Consider the following 18,414-nt stretch of genomic DNA (forward strand, 5'->3'; position numbering starts at 1 on the left):
TCCCGCGAATTATAAAGAATGCCTATTGTGATCGAATCCGCCGGCAAAAGGCGAGCGCAAGGGGTATCCCTTGGACCGGGGAAGAGTCGGTCTCTTTCAGCCTTTCTTTTCTTCAATGCTCCCGCGTCGCGAGGAATTCCACGTCCGGCCAGCGCTCCTGGGTCAGTTGGAGATTGACGCGGGTCGGCGCGATGTAGACCAGCGCGCCGCCGCTGTCGAAGGCGAGGTTGTCGTTGAGCTTGGTGCGGAACTCGGCGAGTTTCTTGTCGTCGGCGCAGCGCACCCAGCGCGCGGTGGCGACCTGCACGTTGTCGTAGCTGCACTCGACGTTGTATTCGTGTTTCAGGCGATGCGCGACGACGTCGAACTGCAGCACGCCGACGGCGCCGATGATGATGTCGTTGCCGAACAGCGGACGGAACACGCGGATGGCGCCCTCCTCCGACAGCTGGTCCACGCCCTTGCTGAGCGCCTTCATGCGCAGCGGGTCGCGCAGCACGATGCGGCGGAACAGCTCGGGCGCGAAGTCGGGGATGCCGGTGAACTTCAGGTCCTCGCCCTGGGTGAAGGCGTCGCCGATCTGGATCGTGCCGTGGTTGTGCAGGCCGAGGATGTCGCCGGGCCAGGCCTCGTCGGTGTGCTCGCGCTCGGCTGCCATGAAGGTGATGGCGTTGGAGATCTGGACCTGGCGCCCGAGCCGCACGTGATAGAGCTTCATGCCCTTCTGGTAGCGCCCCGAGCAGATGCGCAGGAAGGCGACGCGGTCGTGGTGCATCGGGTCCATGTTCGCCTGGATCTTGAACACGAAGCCGGTGAACTTCTCCTCGGCGGGATCGACCGTGCGCGTGACCGCCGTGCGCGGCAGCGGCGCCGGCGCCCAGTCCACGAAGGCGTCGAGCAGCTCGCGCACGCCGAAGTTGTTGACGCCCGAGCCGAAGAATACCGGCGTCTGTTCGCCGCGGCGGTAGGCCGCGAGATCGAAGGGCTGGCTGGCGCCCTGCACCAGCTCGACCTCCTCGCGCAGCTCGGCGGCCTGGCTGCCGAGCAGTTCGTCGAGACGCGGGTTATCGAGACCCTCGATCACCTCGCCGGTCTGGATGCGGCCGCCGTGGGTCGGGCTGTACAGGTGCACGCGGTTGTGGAGCAGGTCGAACACGCCCTTGAACAGCTTGCCCATGCCGATCGGCCAGCTCACCGGCGCGCAGGAGATCTTCAGCACCGACTCGATCTCGTCGATCAGCTCCACCGGCGGACGGCCGTCGCGGTCGAGCTTGTTGATGAAGGTGATGATCGGCGTGTCGCGCAGGCGGCACACCTCCATCAGCTTGATGGTGCGCTCCTCCACGCCCTTGCCGCTGTCGATCACCATCAGCGCGGAGTCGACCGCCGTCAGCGTGCGGTAGGTGTCCTCGGAAAAGTCGGCGTGGCCGGGCGTGTCGAGCAGGTTGACGATGACGTCGCGGTAGGGGAACTGCAGCACCGAGGTCGTCACCGAGATCCCGCGCTGCTTCTCCAGCTCCATCCAGTCCGAGGTGGCGTGACGGCTCGGCCTTGCGCCCCTTCACCGCGCCGGCGAGCTGGATCGCGCCGCCGAACAGCAGCAGCTTCTCGGTCAGCGTGGTCTTGCCCGCGTCGGGGTGCGAAATGATGGCAAAGGTACGGCGGCGCGCCGTTTCCGTCGTGTCTGGCATGAGGTACTCCGGGAAACGGCGCAGTTTAGCAAGTTCGGCGCCAGTGCACAAAAGGACGGCCCGGCGCGGGGGGGCCATAAACGAACACGCCGCCGGGGCTCGCGCGCCGGCGGCGTGGGTAGTGCCTGCGTCGGGGTTTACTTGATCCCCAGCAGTTCGATCTCGAACACCAGCGTCTCGTTCGGGCCGATGTTGCCGCCCGCGCCGCGCTCGCCGTAGGCCAGCTCGGAGGGGATGAACACCTTCCAGTGCGAACCCACCTTCATCAGCGGCAGCACTTCCTGCCAGCCCTGGATGACCTGGTTGACCGGGAAGCTGACGCTTTCGCCGCGCTTGTAGGAGCTGTCGAACTCGGTGCCGTTGAGCAGCGTGCCGCGGTAGTTCACTTCCACCGTGTCGGTCGCGGCCGGGTTCTTGCCGGTGCCTTCCTTGATGACCTGGTACTGCAGGCCGCTCGGACGCGTCACCACGCCCTTCTTGGTCTTGTTGTCGGCGAGGAAGGCCTTGCCGTCCTTGAGCGCCTTGTCGGCCTTGGCCTGTTGATCCGCCGCCGCCTTCTGCTGGAACTTCTCGACCGCGGCCTGCATCTCTTCCATGCTCAGCTTCGTCGGCTGGTCCGTGAGCACGTCGCGCGCCGCCTGGGCGAAGGCATCGGCGTCGAGGTCGAGGCCGTCGTGGCGCAGCCCCTGGGCGATCTGGAAGCCGACCGCATAGCTGAATTTCTGCTTGTCGCTACCCTTCGACAGATCGTCCGCGGCCAGGGCCGGGCCTGCCAGCAGGGTCGCCGTCAATGCGAGAACCACGCTTGATTTCATGGGTTAGACCTTTGAGGTTGGGTGGATGTTGGGTTAAAAAGGATTGCTATGGTAGCAGATGCGGCCGCGCGCGCGCCAAGATTCGGCATGAAGATCAGACCGCTTACCGGTTTTCGGGCGCCGCCGTGGGCGCGGGCCGGCCTGGCGCTGCTGCTCGCCCTCTGTTGCGCCGGCGCGACGGCGGGCGTGCCGGCCACGGCCGTGGTGTTCATGTATCACCGATTCGGCGAGACCTCCTACCCTGCCACCAGCGTCCGCCTCGAACAGTTCGACCAGCACCTGGAGCACCTGGCCGCGGCGGGATACCGGGTGTGGCCGCTGCAGCGCATCGTCGACCGCCTGCGCGACGGCGGGGAGATCCCCGACCGCACGGTCGCCATCACCGTCGACGATGCCTATCTGTCGGTCTACACCGAGGCCTGGCCGCGGCTGAAGAAACGCGGCTGGCCGTTCACCGTGTTCGTCTCCACCGACGCCATCGACCGGAAGCTGCCCGCCTACATGAGCTGGGCGCAGATGCGCGAGATGTCGCGCGCGGGCGTGGTCTTCGCCAATCACTCCGCCCGCCACGACTACCTGGTCCGCCGCAACGCAGGCGAGGATGCGGCGGCCTGGCGCGCGCGCGTGCGGGCCGATATCGAACTCGCCCAGCGCCGGCTCAGTGATGAACTCGGCGCCGCGCCGATGCTGTTCGCCTATCCCTACGGGGAATACGACGCCGCGCTCGCGGAGCTGGTGCGCGGCCTCGGCTTCACCGCCTTCGGCCAGCAGTCGGGCGCGCTCGGCCGCGGATCGGACCCGCGCGCGCTGCCGCGCTTCCCGATGGCCGAGGCCTTTGCCGATTCCGCCGGTTTCCGCGGCAAGGCCGCGGCGCTGGCGCTGCCGGTGCGCACCGTCGAACCCTGGGATCCGGTGGTCGACGGGCCGACGCCGCCGCGGATGCGCATCGCGGTGAGCCGCGCTCCGGCGGACGGCGACGCGCGCCTCGATGCGCTGCGCTGCTTCGATCAGGGCGGGAAGGACATCACGGTCAAACGTGAAGGACAGGGACGACGGCGACGCGGTGTTCGCCGTCCACGCCGCGGGCGAACTGCCCCCGGGGCGCAGCCGCTACAACTGCACCGCGCCCTCAGCCTCGGCGCCGGAGCGGTACTACTGGTTCAGCCATCTATGGCTGCGTCGGCGATAGTGCGGTTGCGCGACGCCGTGCGCAGATCCTCGTTGCGCAGGTCCGCGGCGCGCACCGCGCGCAGGTGGTTGGCGCGGATGATCGACTGGATCTCGCCGATGTAGTCGAGCCCGCGGCTGGAATAGCGCGTCAGGCCGCCGGCGAGGACGAGGGAATCGAGCGAGCCGCCCTGGGCGCGCAGCTGGGCGCGCAACAGGCGCAGCTCGCCATAGGCGTGGCCGACGTTCAGGTTGTGCAGGTAATAGCGCACGGAGTCGCGCAGGGTGCCGAACACGCGCAGGGAGTGCGTCTCGCCCTCGGGCCGGGCCATCGGGATCAGGCCGCTCCCGACGCGATAGGTCCACACCCCGAACAGGTTGTTGCCCTCGCGCGCGAAGCGCGAGGTCCCCCAGCCGCTCTCGTTGGCGGCCTGGGCCAGCACCAGCGCGGCCGGGATCATGTCCACCCGGCGCAGCAGCTCCGCGCGCAGGCCGGGGTCGGCGGGATCGCCCTTCAGGCGGTATTCGCGCATCAGCTCGTGCAGGAACTCGCCACCCGGGCTGGCCTCGTCGGGCGGGGTACGCTGGCGCAGGATATGCTGAAGCCGCTCCCGCTGCTGCAGGATGCGCGCGTTCTCGGCCAGCACCAGCGGCAACAGGACGCGGAAGAACACCGACTTCCGGGTCTGGGCGTCGCCGATGCGGTCGTAGTCCTCCGGGAGCGGCTCCACCGCGATGCGGGGCACGGAACGGCCCGGCGCCGGCGGCCAGGTGTAGTCGAGCTCGTCGAACAGGCGCTGCAGATCGGAGACGTCGCTGACGGCGACGGGGTGCAGGTAGTCGCTCCACGGTTCATGGACGGACTCCTGCCGCGGCGTCTGTCCCCACCACCCCAGCATGACGGCGATGGCGAGCGGGACGCCGAGGGCGGCGAGCTTGACGAGTGAATGACCCCACGCGTGCATGGGCGCTATTATAGCCGAACCGGCCCGCGCCCATAATATATTGTTAACTTATTATTTTTATTATTATTTTCTTGGGTCGCGCTAACCCAGCCGGACGCGGGCGTTGCGGAACAGGCGCAGCCAGGGACCGTCTTCGCCCCACTCGCGCGGGTACCAGGAATGCTGCACGGCGCGGAACACGCGCTCCGGGTGCGGCATCATGATCGTGAAACGCCCGTCGCGCGTCGTGAAGCCGGTCAGACCGCCGGGCGAACCGTTGGGGTTCGCCGGATAGCGCGTCGCCGCCTCGCCACGGTTCTCGACATAGCGCAGCGAGACGAGCCCGGCCTGGCGTACAGCCGCCTCGGTCTGCCCCTCCCGGAACTCCACCCGGCCCTCGCCGTGGGCGACCGCGATGGGCAGGCGCGAGCCGGCCATGCCGGCGAAGAACAGCGAGGGCGAGTCCAGCACCTCGACCCGCGCGAGACGCGCCTCGAACTGCTCGGAGGCGTTGCGGACGAAGCGCGGCCACAGCTCGGCGCCCGGGATCAGCTCGTGGAGCTGGGACATCATCTGGCAGCCGTTGCACACCCCGAGGCCGAAGGAATCCGGGCGGGCGAAGAAGGCCGCGAACTCGTCGCGGGCGCGCGGATTGAACAGGATCGCCTTGGCCCAGCCGCCGCCGGCGCCGAGCACGTCGCCGTAGGAGAAGCCGCCGCAGGCGGCGATGCCCTGGAAACCGGTGAGGCGGGTCCGCCCGGACAGGATGTCGCTCATGTGGACGTCGAAGCAGTCGAAGCCGGCGCGGTCGAAGGCGGCGGCCATCTCGACCTGCCCGTTCACCCCCTGCTCGCGCAGGATGGCCACGCGCGGCCGCGTCCCGGTACGGATATAGGGGGCGGCGACGTCCTCGTCCGGATCGAAGGTCGGCGCGGCGTTCAGGCCCGGGTCGCCGTGGTCGAGCAGGCGGTCGTATTCCTCCTGCGCGGCGGCGGGATTGTCGCGCAGCGACTGCATGCGCCAGGTCGTCTCCGACCAGGTGCGCTGCAGGGCGACCCGGCTCTCCGCCAGCACCGCGCGCGAGCCGTGCGTGAAGACCAGGCGGTCTTCGTCGTTGACGGTGCCGATGACGTGGGCATGGTGGCCGAGACCGGCCCCGTGCAGCCATTCCAGCACCGCGTCGGTGTCGCTGTGGCGCACCTGGACCACCGCGCCCAGTTCCTCGCTGAACAGCGCCGCGATCGGGTCGTCGCCGAGTTCCTCCAGCGCGACGCTGACGCCGGCATGGGCGGCAAAGGCCATCTCGCAGACGGTGACGAACAGGCCGCCGTCGGAACGGTCGTGATAGGCCAGCAGCAGGCCCTCGGCGTTGAGTTCCTGGATCGCCGTGAAAAAGGCCTTCAGCGCCTGCGGGTCGTCGAGATCGGGGCCGTGGTGGCCGACCTGGCGGTAGACCTGTGCCAGCGCCGAGGCGCCGAGCCGGTTCCGCCCCTTGCCGAGATCGATCAGGATCAGGTCAGTGTCGCCGGCGTCGAGTTGCAGCTGCGGCGTCAGCGCGCGGCGCGCGTCGGTGACCGGCGCGAAGGCGCTGATGATCAGCGACAGCGGCGCGGCCATGTCGCGCGCCTCGCCGCGCTCGTCCCAGCGCGTCCGCATCGAGAGTGAGTCCTTACCGACCGGGATCGCGATGCCGAGCGCGGGACACAGCTCCAGCGCCACCGCCTCCACGGTGTCGAACAGGGCGGCATCCTCACCCGGGTAGCCGGCGGCGGCCATCCAGTTGGCGGACAGCTTGACGTCCGCCAACGCGCGGATCGGCGTGCCGACGATGTTGGTCAGCGCCTCGCCCACCGCCATGCGGCCGGAGGCAGCGGGATGGATCAGCGCGAGCGGCGCGCGCTCGCCGAGCGCCATCGCCTCGCCGGCGTAGCCGTCGAAGTCGTTCAGCGTGACCGCCGCGTCGGCCACCGGCACCTGCCACGGGCCGACCATCTGGTCGCGCGCGATCAGGCCGCCGACGGTGCGGTCGCCGATCGTGATCAGGAAGGTCTTGTCGGCCACCGTCGGCAGCCGCAGCACGCGTTGCGCCGCCTCCTGCGCGTCGATGCCGCGGGTGGTGAATTCCGGCTTGGCGAACGTGACGTGATGGACGTCGCGCAGCGTCTTCGGCGGCTTGCCGAACAAGAGCTGCATCGGCAGGTCGACCGGCAGGTTGTCGAAGTGGCCGTCGCCGACGGTGAGATGCTCGTCCGCGATCACCTCGCCGACCACCGCGCAGGGGCAGCGCTCGCGCTCACACAGGGCCTGGAACTCCGCGATGCGCGCGGCGGAAACCGCCAGCACGTAACGCTCCTGCGCCTCGTTGCACCAGATCTGCATCGGCGACAGGCCGGGGTCGTCGCAGGGCACGGCGCGCAGCTCGATGCGCGCGCCGCGCTCGGCGCCGTGCACGATCTCCGGCAAGGCGTTGGACAGCCCGCCCGCGCCGACGTCGTGGATGGACAGGATCGGATTGTCGGCGCCGAGCTGCCAGCAGCGGTCAATCACTTCCTGGCAGCGGCGCTGCATCTCGGCGTTGTCGCGCTGCACCGAAGCGAAGTCCAGGTCGGCCGTGCTCGTGCCGCTGGTCATCGAGGACGCCGCGCCGCCGCCGAGGCCGATCAGCAGCGCCGGCCCGCCCAGCACCACCAACTGCGTGGTCGGCGCGAGATCCTGCTTGCCGATGTGGTCCGCGTCGATGTTGCCGAGCCCGCCGGCGAGCATGATCGGCTTGTGGTAGCCGCGCAGCTGCGCACCGCCGGGGCCGGGCACGCGCTCCTCGTAGGTGCGGAAATATCCGCTGATGTTGGGACGGCCGAACTCGTTGTTGAACGCGGCCGCGCCGATCGGGCCTTCCAGCATGATGTCGAGCGCCGAGGCGATGCGCTCCGGCTTGCCGTGATCCTCTTCCCACGGCTGCGCCGCGCCGGGCAGGCGCAGGTTCGACACCGAGAAGCCGCACAGCCCCGCCTTCGGCTTGGCGCCGCGGCCGGTCGCGCCCTCGTCGCGGATCTCGCCGCCGGCGCCGGTCGCGGCGCCCGGATAGGGCGAGATGGCCGTCGGGTGGTTGTGCGTCTCGACCTTGATGTTGATGTGCGCGGGCGCCTCGACGCGGCGGTAGCGTCCGCTCGCCGCGTCGGGATAGAAGCGGCGGCCGACCGCGCCTTCGATCACAGCGGCGTTGTCGCTGTAGGCGCTGAGCAGGCCGGCCGGAGAACGCTGCGAGGTGGTGCGGATCATGCCGAACAGGCTGCGGTCGCGCGCCTGGCCGTCGATGATCCAGTCGGCGTTGAAGATCTTGTGGCGGCAGTGCTCGGAGTTCGCCTGCGCGAACATCATCAGCTCGACGTCGGTGGGGTTGCGCCCCAGCGCGCCGAAGCTCTCCACCAGATAATCGATCTCGTCCGGGCTGAGCGCGAGCCCGAGGCGGCGGTCGGCCCCCTCCAGCGCGGGACGCCCGCCGAGCAGCACGTCGATCGTCTCGAGCGGGCGCGGCGCGGCATGCAGAAACAGGCCCTCGGCCTCTTCCTCGGAGGTGGCCACGGTCTGCGCCATGCGGTCGTGCAGTAGCGGCGCGATGCGCGCGAGCTCGGCGTCGCTGAAGCGCGCCCTGCCCTCCCGCGCCAGGTAGTAGGCGATGCCGCGCTCGATGCGCGCGACGTTCTCCAGCCCGCAGATGCGCGCGATGTCGGTCGCCTTGCTCGACCACGGCGTCATGGTGCCCGCGCGCGGCATCACCAGCAGCAGCTGGCCGTCACGGCGGATCGGCCCGGCGTCGCGCGGACCGTAATCGAGCAGGCGTTCGAGCACGGCGCGCGCGGCGGGTTCGAGCGGCTGTTCGAGTTCGACGAAGTGGAGGTATTCGGTGCTCAGCGCGGCGAGGCCCGGCGCCCGCCGGTCGATCTCGGCGCGCAGCTTGTCGAGGCGGAAACGGGACAGCGCGGCGCGGCCGGGTATACGTAGCATGTCAGGCAAATTCCTTGGAGCGTCTAACTGACTGACTCAATATTCGGGGTCAGAGTAAAAACTCGATCCATCACTCCGACGTATCAACACTGCGTTCTTGAGTTTTTACTCTGACCCCAAATTTTCATTGGGTTGGAGGCCCGTAATTTCTCAAGACGCGGCGCGCGTCCGTGGAGGATCTAGCCCAGCTCGATCCCCAGGCGGGCCGCCACTTCCTGGTAGGCCTCGATCACGCCGCCCAGGCCCTGGCGGAAGCGGTCCTTGTCGAGCTTCTTGCGCGTCTCGGCATCCCACAGCCGGCAGCCGTCGGCGCTGAACTCGTCGCCCAGCATGACCTCGCCGTGGTAGCGGCCGAACTCCAGCTTGTAGTCCACGAGCAGGATGCCGACGTCCAGGAACATCCGCTTCAGCACGTCGTTGACCTCGAAGGTCAGCCGCTTCATCGTGGCGACCTCCTCGTCGGTGGCCCAGCCGAAGGAGCGGATATGGTACTCGTTGACCATCGGGTCGTGCAGTTCGTCGTTCTTGAGGAAGAACTCGAAGGTGGGCGGATCCAGGTCCATGTTCTCGGCCACGCCGAGGCGGCGGCAGATGCTGCCGGCGGTGATGTTGCGCACCACGCATTCGACCGGGATCATCTCCAGGCGCTTGACCAGCGAATCGGTGTCGGACAGCAGGCGCTCGAAGTGCGTGGGAATGCCGGCGCGCTCGATCTGCGTCATGACGAAGGCGTTGGTCTTGTTGTTGATCATCCCCTTGTGCGCGAGCTGCTCGATCTTGCGGCCGTCGAAGGCCGAGGTGTCGTCGCGGAAACGCAGCACGAGCCGGTCCGGGTCGTCCGTGGTATAGACCGATTTCGCCTTGCCCGAATAGAGTTCCTTCACGATTTGCATGCTTTACCTCGTTGTGTGTGCCGGCGCCCGCCCGGGCGGCCCGAAGGATGACTACGCCACGTGTCGCGGCGCGGGCCGGGCCTGGGAAGTCGTCATGCGGACCGCTGGGTCGCCGCGACAATCCGCGGGCGCGGGCGGCGTGCGTCACTAGGATACGGCCGAACCGCCGGGGCGTCCATAGCGCGGGACGGGGCGCGCCGGCTTACAGCCCGCCGCTGTCCGCCACCCCGGATTGCGCCGGGGAATCCCCGGTGGATTCTCCTGGAGTTTCCCCCGTCGAATCCTGTGCGGAGGCCGTGCCGGCGCCGGTGTCACCGCCGCGCAGATCGGGGGGCAGTTCGATATCCCCCTCGATGGGGCCGGGCGTGCCCGCGGCGGGGATCTCCATGGTGCTGGAATAGGTCGGGGCGGCCACGCCCTCCGGGACGGTGAGCGCGGGCAACAGCCGGCTGTCGCGATAGCGCAGGTCCTCCTTGTTCATCATCCCGCAGGCGGCCAGCGCGAGGACGAGGACGCCCAGCGCCAGCCCGGCCGCGGCCGACCGCGCGGTGCGCGCGCCGCTCACAGCACGCCCGCCTGACGCAGGGCCTGCCGTACCGTGTCGTGATGGCGCGGCGACAGCGGGGTCAGCGGCAGCCTGATCCCGGCCGGGATCAGGCCCATCTCGTGCAGGGCCCATTTGACGGGAATCGGGTTGGCCTCGACGAACAGGTCGCGGTGCAGGGCCATCAGGCGGTCGTTGATGGCCATCGCCGCGGCGCGGTCGCCGCGCAGGGCGGCGGCGCACAGCTCGCTCATCGCGCGCGGCGCCACGTTGGCGGTCACCGAGATCACCCCGCGACCGCCGCCGAGCATGAAGTCCAGGGCGGTCTCATCGTCGCCGCTGAAGAGATCGATCGCATCGCCGCACAGTTCGCGGATGCGGCGCAGGCGGTCGAGGTCGCCGGTCGCCTCCTTGAGGCCGACGATGTTCGGGACCTGCGCCAGGCGCGCGACCGTCTCCGGCAGCATGTCGCAGGCGGTGCGGCCGGGCACGTTGTAGAGGATCTGGGGGATGGGCACCGCCTCCGCGACGGCCTTGTGGTGCAGGTAGAGCCCTTCCTGGGTCGGCTTGTTGTAATAGGGGGTGACGAGCAGACAGGCATCGGCGCCGCCCTCCATCGCGCAGCGCGTCAGCGCGATGGCCTCGCGCGTGGAGTTGGCGCCGGTGCCGCCGATCACCGGGACGCGTCCGCGCGCCATCTGCACGACCCGCCGCATCACCTCGCAGTGCTCCTGCTCGTCGAGGGTCGCGGATTCGCCGGTCGTACCGACCGCGACGATGGCGCTGGTGCCGTTCTCGATGTGGAACTCGACCAGCTGCTGCAGGGACGCGTAGTCGATCCCGCCCTCCATCGTCATGGGGGTCACCAGGGCCACAATACTGCCGTGAAACATCAGAAATCTCCGTGCATCTTCAGGCGCTCATATTACGTTTCCGGCCCGGCGATGACAATGCGCCGGCGCGGGCAAATCGAGTAAGATAGCCGGCGGGGAACGGCCGTACCGCCCCGCACTATCCGCATTCCCGCAGGAGGACCCGTGAAAACCGTCGAACTCAACAAAGCCGTGCCGGATTTCGAGCTGCCCGCCACCGGCGACAAGCAGATCCGGCTGTCGGATCTCAAGGGCAAGACCGTCGTGGTCTATTTCTATCCCAAGGACAACACCCCCGGCTGCACGCTGGAGGGGCAGGATTTCCGCGATCAGTACGCGAAGCTGAAGCGCCGCAACACCGTCGTACTGGGCGTATCGCGCGACAGCCTGAAGTCGCACGAGAAGTTCAAGGGCGAGCAGGAATTCCCCTTCGACCTGCTGTCCGACGCCGACGAGAAGCTGTGCGAGCTGTTCGGCGTCATGAAGATGAAGAACATGTACGGCAAGCAGGTGCGCGGCATCGAGCGCAGCACCTTTCTGATCGACGCCGAGGGCGTGCTGCGCCGCGAGTGGCGCGGCGTCAAGGTCGAGGGACACGTCGACGAGGTGCTCGAGGCGATCACGGCCCTGGGGGATTGAGGCCGAGAGAGCCTTACTGTAGCCCGGATGGATCGCAGCGGAATCCGGGGAAATCGATTTCCCCGGATTCCGGCGCTACGCGCCTCCATCCGGGCTACCTATAACACGCGCGCGCCTGTCCCCGGTTTTTTAATGCTTTGTCCTTAGCTCTTAGTCCTATTTTATTCAGCCCCAGGCCACCGGATCACCGACGCCAAGCCCAAGCATTGCGGCCGCGCTGCTGCGGTTGACGGCGATCTCCACCAGGCCGTTGGCGTTCGGGTACCAGAAGGCCGCGCCCGGCGCCACGTCGGAGAAGGTGCGCGCCGCGTCCAGGCTCCTGCCGCCGGCGTGGAGACGGCGGCCCGGGTCGACGCCCGCCGCGCGGATGCCGGTGATGACGTTGCCGAAGTGATCGACGTAGATGACGCGCGCGTAGTCCGTTGCCCAGCCGCGGTCGATGCGCGACGCCGGGTCGCGGCGTTCGCCTGGCGGTGCCTCGCCGCGCGCAAGGCGGGCGGCGACCGGGGCGAACAGGTCACGGCCGTGGAAGGTCGCCGACAGCCGCTGTGGGCGCCAGGTAATCTCCCACCACTCCAGCTCACGCGCGTTCAGCGCGATCACGTTGAACAGTCCGTTGTCCGGACCGACGAACCAGCGCCCGTCCGCCCGCAGCGCCACCGCGGCGCGGTCGCCGCCGACGCCGGGATCCACCACGCAGAGAAACACGGCGTCGGGCGGGAAATCGCCCGCGTAGGCCGCGAGCAGATAGGCGGCGGCGCGCGGATCGCCGGCCGGCGCGTCGGACAGCAGTTCGATCACGGCGGCCTGCGGCGCGATGCCATGCAGCACCGCCCGCATCTGCCCGACGTAGGGCCCGGCCGGCCCGAAATCCGTGAACAGCACGATCATGGCGACACTATAGGAAAATTCCGCCGCGATGCCAAAGGACTCAGCCCGGGGACGGATTTTCGCCCGGAAGGGGGACAGATTTGAAATCTGTCCCAAAGGCTGATTTGGGCGATTCCGCATCGTAGCCCGGATGGAGCGTAGCGGAATCCGGGGAATCACTGAATGAACGAGGCCCGCAAACGAAAAGACCGGGCATCACCCGGTCTTTTCACTGCGGGATTGCAGGACTGCCTCAGGCGGCGGTCGTTTCCGCCGCGGGACGGTCGAGCAGCTCGACGTAGGCCATCGGGGCGTTGTCGCCGGGGCGGAAGCCGCACTTCAGGATGCGCAGATAGCCGCCGGGACGGTCCTTGTAGCGCGGGCCCAGCTCGTTGAACAGCTTGGCCACCATGTCGCGGTCGCGGATGCGGTCGAAGGCGAGGCGGCGGCGCGTCGCGCCGTCGGTCTTCGCGTAGGTGATCAACGGCTCCACGACCCGGCGCAGTTCCTTGGCCTTGGGCAGGGTGGTGCGGATGATCTCATGCTGCATCAGCGAAGCGGCCATGTTGCGGTACATCGCCTTGCGATGGCTGCTGTTGCGGTTCAGTTTCCTTCCACTTTTACGGTGACGCATGTTCCCGACCCTTCATACTGTGTTCGTTTGAAGCCGCGCCGTCGACGCGGCCGCGCCTCACGCCGAGGCGGTCTCCGCCTTGTCCTCGCCCTGCTTCTCGCGCTGCTTCAGGTTGGCCGGCGGCCAGTTTTCCAGCCGCAGGCCCAGCGACAGGCCGTGCGAGGCCAGCACGTCCTTGATCTCGGTCAGCGACTTCTTGCCCAGGTTGGGCGTCTTCAGCAGCTCGACCTCGGTGCGCTGGATCAGGTCGCCGATGTAGTAGATGTTCTCCGCCTTGAGGCAGTTGGCGGAACGCACGGTCAGCTCCAGATCGTCGACCGGGCGCAGCAGGATCGGGTCGATGTCCTCGACCACCGGCGCGGGCTCTTCGAGCTCCGGCCCTTCGAGGTCGATGAACACGGTGAGCTGATCCTGCAGGATCCTGGCGGCGCGGCGGATGGTCTCCTCCGGATCGACGCTGCCGTTGGTCTCGAGGTCGATGATCAGCTTGTCGAGGTCGGTGCGCTGCTCGACGCGGGCGGTGTCGACCACGTAGCTGATGCGGCGGATCGGGCTGAACGAGGCGTCCAGCATCAGGCGGCCGATCGGCCGGCTGGTCTCCGCGTTCTCATCCTTGCGCGCCGCCGCCGGCTGGTAGCCGCGGCCGCGCTCGACCTTCAGCGTCATGTTGAGCTCGCCTTTCTCGGTCAGATGGGCGATGACATGGTCGGGATTGACGATCACCACGTCGCCGACCAGTTCGAGGTCGCTGGCCAGCACCGGTCCGGCGCCCTTCTTCTTCAGGGTCAGGGTGGCCTCGTTGCGGCCGCTCATGCGGATCGACAGACCCTTCAGGTTGAGCAGGATGTCGATGACGTCTTCCTGCACGCCCTCGATGGAGCTGTACTCGTGCAGCACGCCGTCGATCTCGACCTCGGTGATGGCGCAACCGGGGATCGAAGACAGCATGATGCGGCGCAGGGCGTTACCCAGGGTGTGGCCGAAACCGCGCTCGAGCGGCTCCAGGGTAATCTTCGCATGGCGGTCGTTGACGACCTGGACATCCACCACGCGCGGTTTGAGAAACTCTGTCGCAGAGTTCTTCATGCGATTTCCTCTCCAATGTTGATGAGCATGAACTGCTGTGACGACAGCCGTTTACTTCGAGTACAACTCGACGATGAGATGTTCGTTGATCTCCGCCGGCAGATCACTCCGCTCGGGCGGACCCTTGAACACGGCCTGCATCTTGTCGGCGTCGACGTCCAGCCATTCACAGCCTCCCTGCTGCAGCGAAAACTGCATCGAGGCCTGTACGCGCAACTGCTTCTTGGCCTCTTCGGTCAGGGCGATGACGTCGTTCGCCTTGACCTGGTAACTCGGGATATTCACCTTGGCGCCGTTCACGGTCACGGCGTTGTGACGCACCAGCTGGCGCGCCTCGGAACGCGAGGCGCCGGCGCCCATGCGGTAGAGCACGTTGTCGAGACGGCTCTCCAGGATCTGCAGCAGGGTCTCGCCGGTCGACGACTTCTTGCGCGCGGCATTCGAGTAATAACGGCGGAACTGGCGCTCGAGGATGCCGTAGATGCGGCGCACCTTCTGCTTCTCGCGCAGCTGAACGGCGTAGTCGGTCACGCGCGAGCGGCGCTTGCCGTGCTGGCCCGGGGGGAAACCGCGCTTCTCGATGGCGCATTTGGCGCCGAAACATTTCTCGCCCTTCAGGAACAGCTTCTCACCCTGACGGCGGCACAGACGGCACTTTGCATCGGTATATTTGGCCACGGCGTTCTCGCTCAGACTCTACGTTTCTTGGGGGGACGGCAGCCGTTGTGCGGGATCGGCGTCACGTCGGATATATTGTTGATCTTGAAGCCGGCGTTGTGCAGCGCACGCACGGCGGAGTCGCGGCCCGGACCCGGACCCTTGACCTGGACTTCCAGATTCTTCAGGCCGAATTCCTTCACCTTCTCGCCCGCGCGCTCGGCGGCCACCTGGGCGGCGAACGGCGTGCTCTTGCGCGAACCCTTGAATCCGGAGGCACCGGCGGACACCCACGCCAGGGTGTTGCCCTGCATGTCGGTGATGGTCACGATGGTGTTGTTGAACGAGGCATGAACGTGCGCGACACCGTCGACGACGTTCTTCTTGACCCGTTTCCGGGGCCGTGCGCTGCCTTTTGCCATAAGCGATCGATCCTTAAAGATAAATGAGGTTTACTTCTTCACGCCCTTGCGGGGGCCCTTGCGGGTGCGCGCGTTGGTCTTGGTGCGCTGCCCGTTCACGGGCAGGCCGCGGCGATGGCGCAGGCCGCGATAGGTGCCCAGATCCATCAGGCGCTTGATGTTCATGGAGATTTCACGACGGAGGTCGCCCTCGACCTTCATCTTGCCAACCTCGGCACGCAGGGCTTCGATCTCGCCCTCCGTCAAGTCCTTGATTTTCCTGTTGGGTTCGACGTTAGAGGCGGCGCAGATCTCGCGCGCGCGCGTTCTCCCGATACCATATATTGAGCACAACGCGATCGAGGCGTGCTTGTTAACCGGGATATTGATGCCTGCAATACGAGCCATTCAGCCACTCCACGCGCCGACCGGGCGCTGCTCCTGTCTGATAACGAAAACGGGCAATTTTATGCCCAAACAAACGACAAATCAATGGGCGCCGGCCGGCAGCCGGCGCCCGGGGGTCCGCCCTCAGCCCTGGCGCTGCTTGTGGCGGGCGTCCTTGCAGATGATGCGGACCACGCCGCGGCGGCGCACCACCTTGCAGTTACGGCAGACTCTCTTCACGGATGCTTGTACTTTCATGCCACTACTCCAGATAACGAATTGATATTGCCGACAATACCCGCTCAGCGCAGGAGGCCGGAGCCCGGCCGGCCACCCTTCAGGTTGGCCTTCTTGAGCAGGCTGTCATACTGATGCGACATCAGGTGCGCCTGTATCTGCGCCATCAGGTCCATGACCACGACCACGATGATCAGCAGGGAGGTGCCGCCGAAATAGAACGGCACGTTCCAGTACACGATCAAAAACTCCGGCAGCAGGCAGACCAGGGTGATGTAGATCGCGCCGATCAGGGTCAGTCGCGTCATCACGCTGTCGATGTAGCGCGCGGTCTGCTCGCCCGGCCGGATCCCCGGGATGAACGCGCCCGACTTCTTCAGGTTCTCCGCCGTGTCGTTCGGATTGAACTGCAGCGCGGTATAGAAAAAGGCGAAGAATATGATCGCCACCGCGAACAGCATCACGTAGACCGGCTGCCCCGGCGACAGGGTGCCCGCGATATCCTTCAGCCATTCCATCCCTTCGCTGTTGCCGAACCAGCTCGCGGCCGTGGCCGGGAACAGGATGATCGACGAGGCGAAGATCGGCGGGATCACGCCCGCCATGTTCAGCTTCAGCGGCAGGTGGCTGACCTGCCCGGCGATCATCCGCCGGCCCTGCTGCCGCTTGGCGTAATTCACCGTGATGCGGCGCTGGCCCCGCTCCACGAACACCACCGCGGCCGTCACCGCGATCGCCAGCACCAGCAGCATCAGCACGGTGAAGACGTGCAACTCACCGGTGCGCGCCAGTTCCAGGGTCCCGCCCACGGCCCGCGGCAGGCCGACGACGATGCCGGCGAAGATGATCATCGAGATGCCGTTGCCGATGCCGCGCTCGGTGACCTGCTCGCCCAGCCACATCAGGAACATGGTGCCCGTCACCAGCGTCGCCGCGGCGGTCACGCGGAACACCCAGCCCGCCTCGATCACCACCGGCACGGGCCCGATGCGCTGGCTCTCCAGCGCGATGGTGATGCTCACGGCCTGGAACGCCGCCAGCGCGACCGTCAGGTAGCGCGTGTACTCGGTCAGCTTGCGCCGGCCGGCCTCGCCTTCCTTCTTGATCTGCTCCAGCGAGGGGAGCACCGCGCTCAGCAGCTGGATGATGATGGCCGCCGAGATATACGGCATCACGCCGAGCGCGAACACCGAGAAGCGACCCAGGGCGCCGCCCGAGAACATGTTGAACATGTCGAGGATGGTGCCGCGCTGCTGATCGAACAGCGCGGCGAGCGCGACCGGATCGATGCCCGGCACCGGGATGAACGCCCCGACACGGAACACCAGCAGCGCGCCGAGCAGGAACAGCAGACGCCGCCGCAGCTCGGTCAGCCCCGCCAGTCCACCGAGCCCGCCGGCCGCAGCTGATCTGTTACCCGCCACTTATTCCTCGATTTTGCCGCCCGCGGCCTCGATGGCGGCGCGGGCACCCTTGGTGACCGCGATGCCGCGCAGGGTAACCGCCACGCCGATCTCGCCCGAGGCGATCACCTTGGCGCGCTCGACGCGGCCGTTGATGACGTTGGCCTGCTTGAGCGCGGCGAGGTCGATCACGTCCGCCTTCACCTTGGCGAGTTCCGACAGGCGCACCTCGGCGCGGTCGCGCGCCATGCGCGAGACGAAACCGACCTTGGGCAGGCGGCGGTGCAGCGGCATCTGGCCGCCCTCGAAACCGAGCTTGTGATAACCGCCCGCGCGCGCGTACTGGCCCTTGTGGCCGCGTCCGGCGGTCTTGCCCAGCCCGGAACCGACCCCGCGTCCGACGCGGCGGGCCACCCGCTTGGCGCCCGGCGCCGGCTTGAGTGTGTTCAAGCGCATCATCAGCCTACTTCCTCGCATTTGATCATGTAGGAGATCTTGTTGATCATCCCGCGCGTGCACGGCGTGTCCTCGACCGTGGCGGACTGGTGCAGTCGGCGCAGACCGAGTCCCTGCGCGCAGGCCTTGTGCGCGGCCAGGCGCCCGTGCAGGCTGCGGACCAGCGTCACCTTGAGGGTTTTCTTTCCCGCGGCCATCACAGGATCTCCTCGACCTTCTTGCCGCGCTTGCGTGCGACTTCCTCGGGGTTCGTCATTTCCTGCAGCCCCTTGATGGTGGCGCGGACGACGTTGACCGAATTCGAGGAGCCGATGCACTTGGCCAGCACGTCGTGCACGCCGAGCACCTCGAACACCGCGCGCATGGCGCCGCCGGCGATGATGCCGGTACCCGCCGACGCCGGCTGCATGAAGACCTTAGCCGCGCCGTGCGTGGCCATGATCGGATACTGCAGCGTGCCGCCGTTGAGCTTGACCTGCTTCATGTTGCGGCGCGCGTTGTCCATCGCCTTCTGGATCGCCGCCGGCACCTCGCGGGCCTTGCCGCTGCCGAAACCGATCTTGCCGTTGCCGTCGCCGACCACGGTCAGCGCGGAGAAACCGAACTGGCGTCCGCCCTTGACGGTCTTGGACACGCGCCGTACCGCGACCAGTTTCTCCTGCAGCTCATCGCTGCTTTCGCTTGCCTCGAATCTCGCCATCGTATCGACCCTT

18 protein-coding genes and 1 pseudogene are annotated in these 18,414 nt (G+C 67.5%); 2 read left to right on the plus strand and 17 right to left on the minus strand.

The features are described from left to right. Positions 1–112 precede the first annotated feature (112 nt). Positions 113–1,691 (minus strand): annotated as a pseudogene (locus IPM20_06830) (peptide chain release factor 3). A gap of 137 nt (positions 1,692–1,828) precedes the next feature. After that, positions 1,829–2,506: an FKBP-type peptidyl-prolyl cis-trans isomerase gene (locus IPM20_06835; GenBank protein MBK9131339.1), complete on the minus strand. Its 678-nt coding sequence runs from the start codon at positions 2,504–2,506 to the stop codon at positions 1,829–1,831. Positions 2,507–2,593: 87 nt separating this feature from the next. On the opposite strand from IPM20_06835, the gene IPM20_06840 reads away from it, so the two are divergent. Next, positions 2,594–3,799 (plus strand): polysaccharide deacetylase family protein, encoded by a 1,206-nt coding sequence (locus tag IPM20_06840; GenBank protein ID MBK9131340.1) that lies wholly within the window; start codon positions 2,594–2,596, stop codon positions 3,797–3,799. A 920-nt stretch (positions 3,800–4,719) separates the two neighbouring features. Here IPM20_06840 and purL read toward each other — a convergent pair. The 4 genes from purL to IPM20_06860 form a co-directional block, all read right to left on the minus strand. Next, the gene (gene purL, locus IPM20_06845; GenBank protein ID MBK9131341.1) at positions 4,720–8,622 is read right to left on the minus strand and encodes a phosphoribosylformylglycinamidine synthase; all 3,903 of its coding nucleotides are present in this window, start codon (positions 8,620–8,622) and stop codon (positions 4,720–4,722) included. A 179-nt stretch (positions 8,623–8,801) separates the two neighbouring features. Continuing rightward, on the minus strand, positions 8,802–9,515 hold the full coding sequence (gene purC, locus IPM20_06850) for a phosphoribosylaminoimidazolesuccinocarboxamide synthase (GenBank protein ID MBK9131342.1): 714 nt from the start codon (positions 9,513–9,515) through the stop codon (positions 8,802–8,804). A gap of 202 nt (positions 9,516–9,717) precedes the next feature. Then, positions 9,718–10,080, minus strand: coding sequence for a hypothetical protein (locus tag IPM20_06855; protein MBK9131343.1), 363 nt, complete (start codon positions 10,078–10,080; stop codon positions 9,718–9,720). After that, positions 10,077–10,952: a 4-hydroxy-tetrahydrodipicolinate synthase gene (locus IPM20_06860; protein ID MBK9131344.1), complete on the minus strand. Its 876-nt coding sequence runs from the start codon at positions 10,950–10,952 to the stop codon at positions 10,077–10,079. The genes IPM20_06855 and IPM20_06860 overlap by 4 nt, the downstream gene beginning before the upstream one ends. A 144-nt stretch (positions 10,953–11,096) precedes the next feature. Between IPM20_06860 and IPM20_06865 the strand changes: the two genes are divergently transcribed. Next, positions 11,097–11,570 carry a peroxiredoxin gene (locus tag IPM20_06865; protein MBK9131345.1) on the plus strand — a complete coding sequence of 158 codons (474 nt, stop codon included), beginning with the start codon at positions 11,097–11,099 and terminating at the stop codon, positions 11,568–11,570. 165 nt (positions 11,571–11,735) lie between these two features. On the opposite strand, the gene IPM20_06870 is transcribed toward IPM20_06865, so the two are convergent. The 11 genes from IPM20_06870 to rpsE all read right to left on the minus strand — a co-directional run bounded on the left by IPM20_06870 (position 11,736) and on the right by rpsE (position 18,401). Then, on the minus strand, positions 11,736–12,461 hold the full coding sequence (locus IPM20_06870; protein ID MBK9131346.1) for an SAM-dependent chlorinase/fluorinase: 726 nt from the start codon (positions 12,459–12,461) through the stop codon (positions 11,736–11,738). A gap of 232 nt (positions 12,462–12,693) precedes the next feature. Beyond that, positions 12,694–13,074, minus strand: a complete 381-nt coding sequence (gene rplQ, locus IPM20_06875; GenBank protein ID MBK9131347.1) for a 50S ribosomal protein L17 — start codon at positions 13,072–13,074, stop codon at positions 12,694–12,696. Between the two features lie 57 nt (positions 13,075–13,131). Further along, positions 13,132–14,160: a DNA-directed RNA polymerase subunit alpha gene (gene rpoA / locus IPM20_06880; protein ID MBK9131348.1), complete on the minus strand. Its 1,029-nt coding sequence runs from the start codon at positions 14,158–14,160 to the stop codon at positions 13,132–13,134. Between the two features lie 51 nt (positions 14,161–14,211). Beyond that, positions 14,212–14,838: a 30S ribosomal protein S4 gene (gene rpsD, locus IPM20_06885; protein MBK9131349.1), complete on the minus strand. Its 627-nt coding sequence runs from the start codon at positions 14,836–14,838 to the stop codon at positions 14,212–14,214. Positions 14,839–14,849: 11 nt separating this feature from the next. Continuing rightward, on the minus strand, positions 14,850–15,239 hold the full coding sequence (rpsK, locus tag IPM20_06890) for a 30S ribosomal protein S11 (protein ID MBK9131350.1): 390 nt from the start codon (positions 15,237–15,239) through the stop codon (positions 14,850–14,852). A 30-nt stretch (positions 15,240–15,269) separates the two neighbouring features. After that, the gene (rpsM, locus tag IPM20_06895; GenBank protein ID MBK9131351.1) at positions 15,270–15,626 is read right to left on the minus strand and encodes a 30S ribosomal protein S13; all 357 of its coding nucleotides are present in this window, start codon (positions 15,624–15,626) and stop codon (positions 15,270–15,272) included. A 123-nt stretch (positions 15,627–15,749) separates the two neighbouring features. Then, positions 15,750–15,863 (minus strand): 50S ribosomal protein L36, encoded by a 114-nt coding sequence (gene rpmJ / locus IPM20_06900; GenBank protein ID MBK9131352.1) that lies wholly within the window; start codon positions 15,861–15,863, stop codon positions 15,750–15,752. A gap of 44 nt (positions 15,864–15,907) precedes the next feature. Next, positions 15,908–17,266, minus strand: coding sequence for a preprotein translocase subunit SecY (secY, locus tag IPM20_06905; GenBank protein MBK9131353.1), 1,359 nt, complete (start codon positions 17,264–17,266; stop codon positions 15,908–15,910). Then, positions 17,267–17,701: a 50S ribosomal protein L15 gene (rplO, locus tag IPM20_06910; GenBank protein MBK9131354.1), complete on the minus strand. Its 435-nt coding sequence runs from the start codon at positions 17,699–17,701 to the stop codon at positions 17,267–17,269. 2 nt (positions 17,702–17,703) lie between these two features. Continuing rightward, positions 17,704–17,898: a 50S ribosomal protein L30 gene (rpmD, locus tag IPM20_06915; protein ID MBK9131355.1), complete on the minus strand. Its 195-nt coding sequence runs from the start codon at positions 17,896–17,898 to the stop codon at positions 17,704–17,706. Continuing rightward, complete coding sequence (gene rpsE / locus IPM20_06920) at positions 17,898–18,401, minus strand: 30S ribosomal protein S5 (protein MBK9131356.1); 504 nt, start codon at positions 18,399–18,401, stop codon at positions 17,898–17,900. The genes rpmD and rpsE overlap by 1 nt, the downstream gene beginning before the upstream one ends. Positions 18,402–18,414: the final 13 nt, after the last annotated feature.

This window comes from Gammaproteobacteria bacterium, assembly GCA_016716465.1.
Classification (GTDB): domain Bacteria; phylum Pseudomonadota; class Gammaproteobacteria; order SZUA-140; family SZUA-140; genus JADJWH01.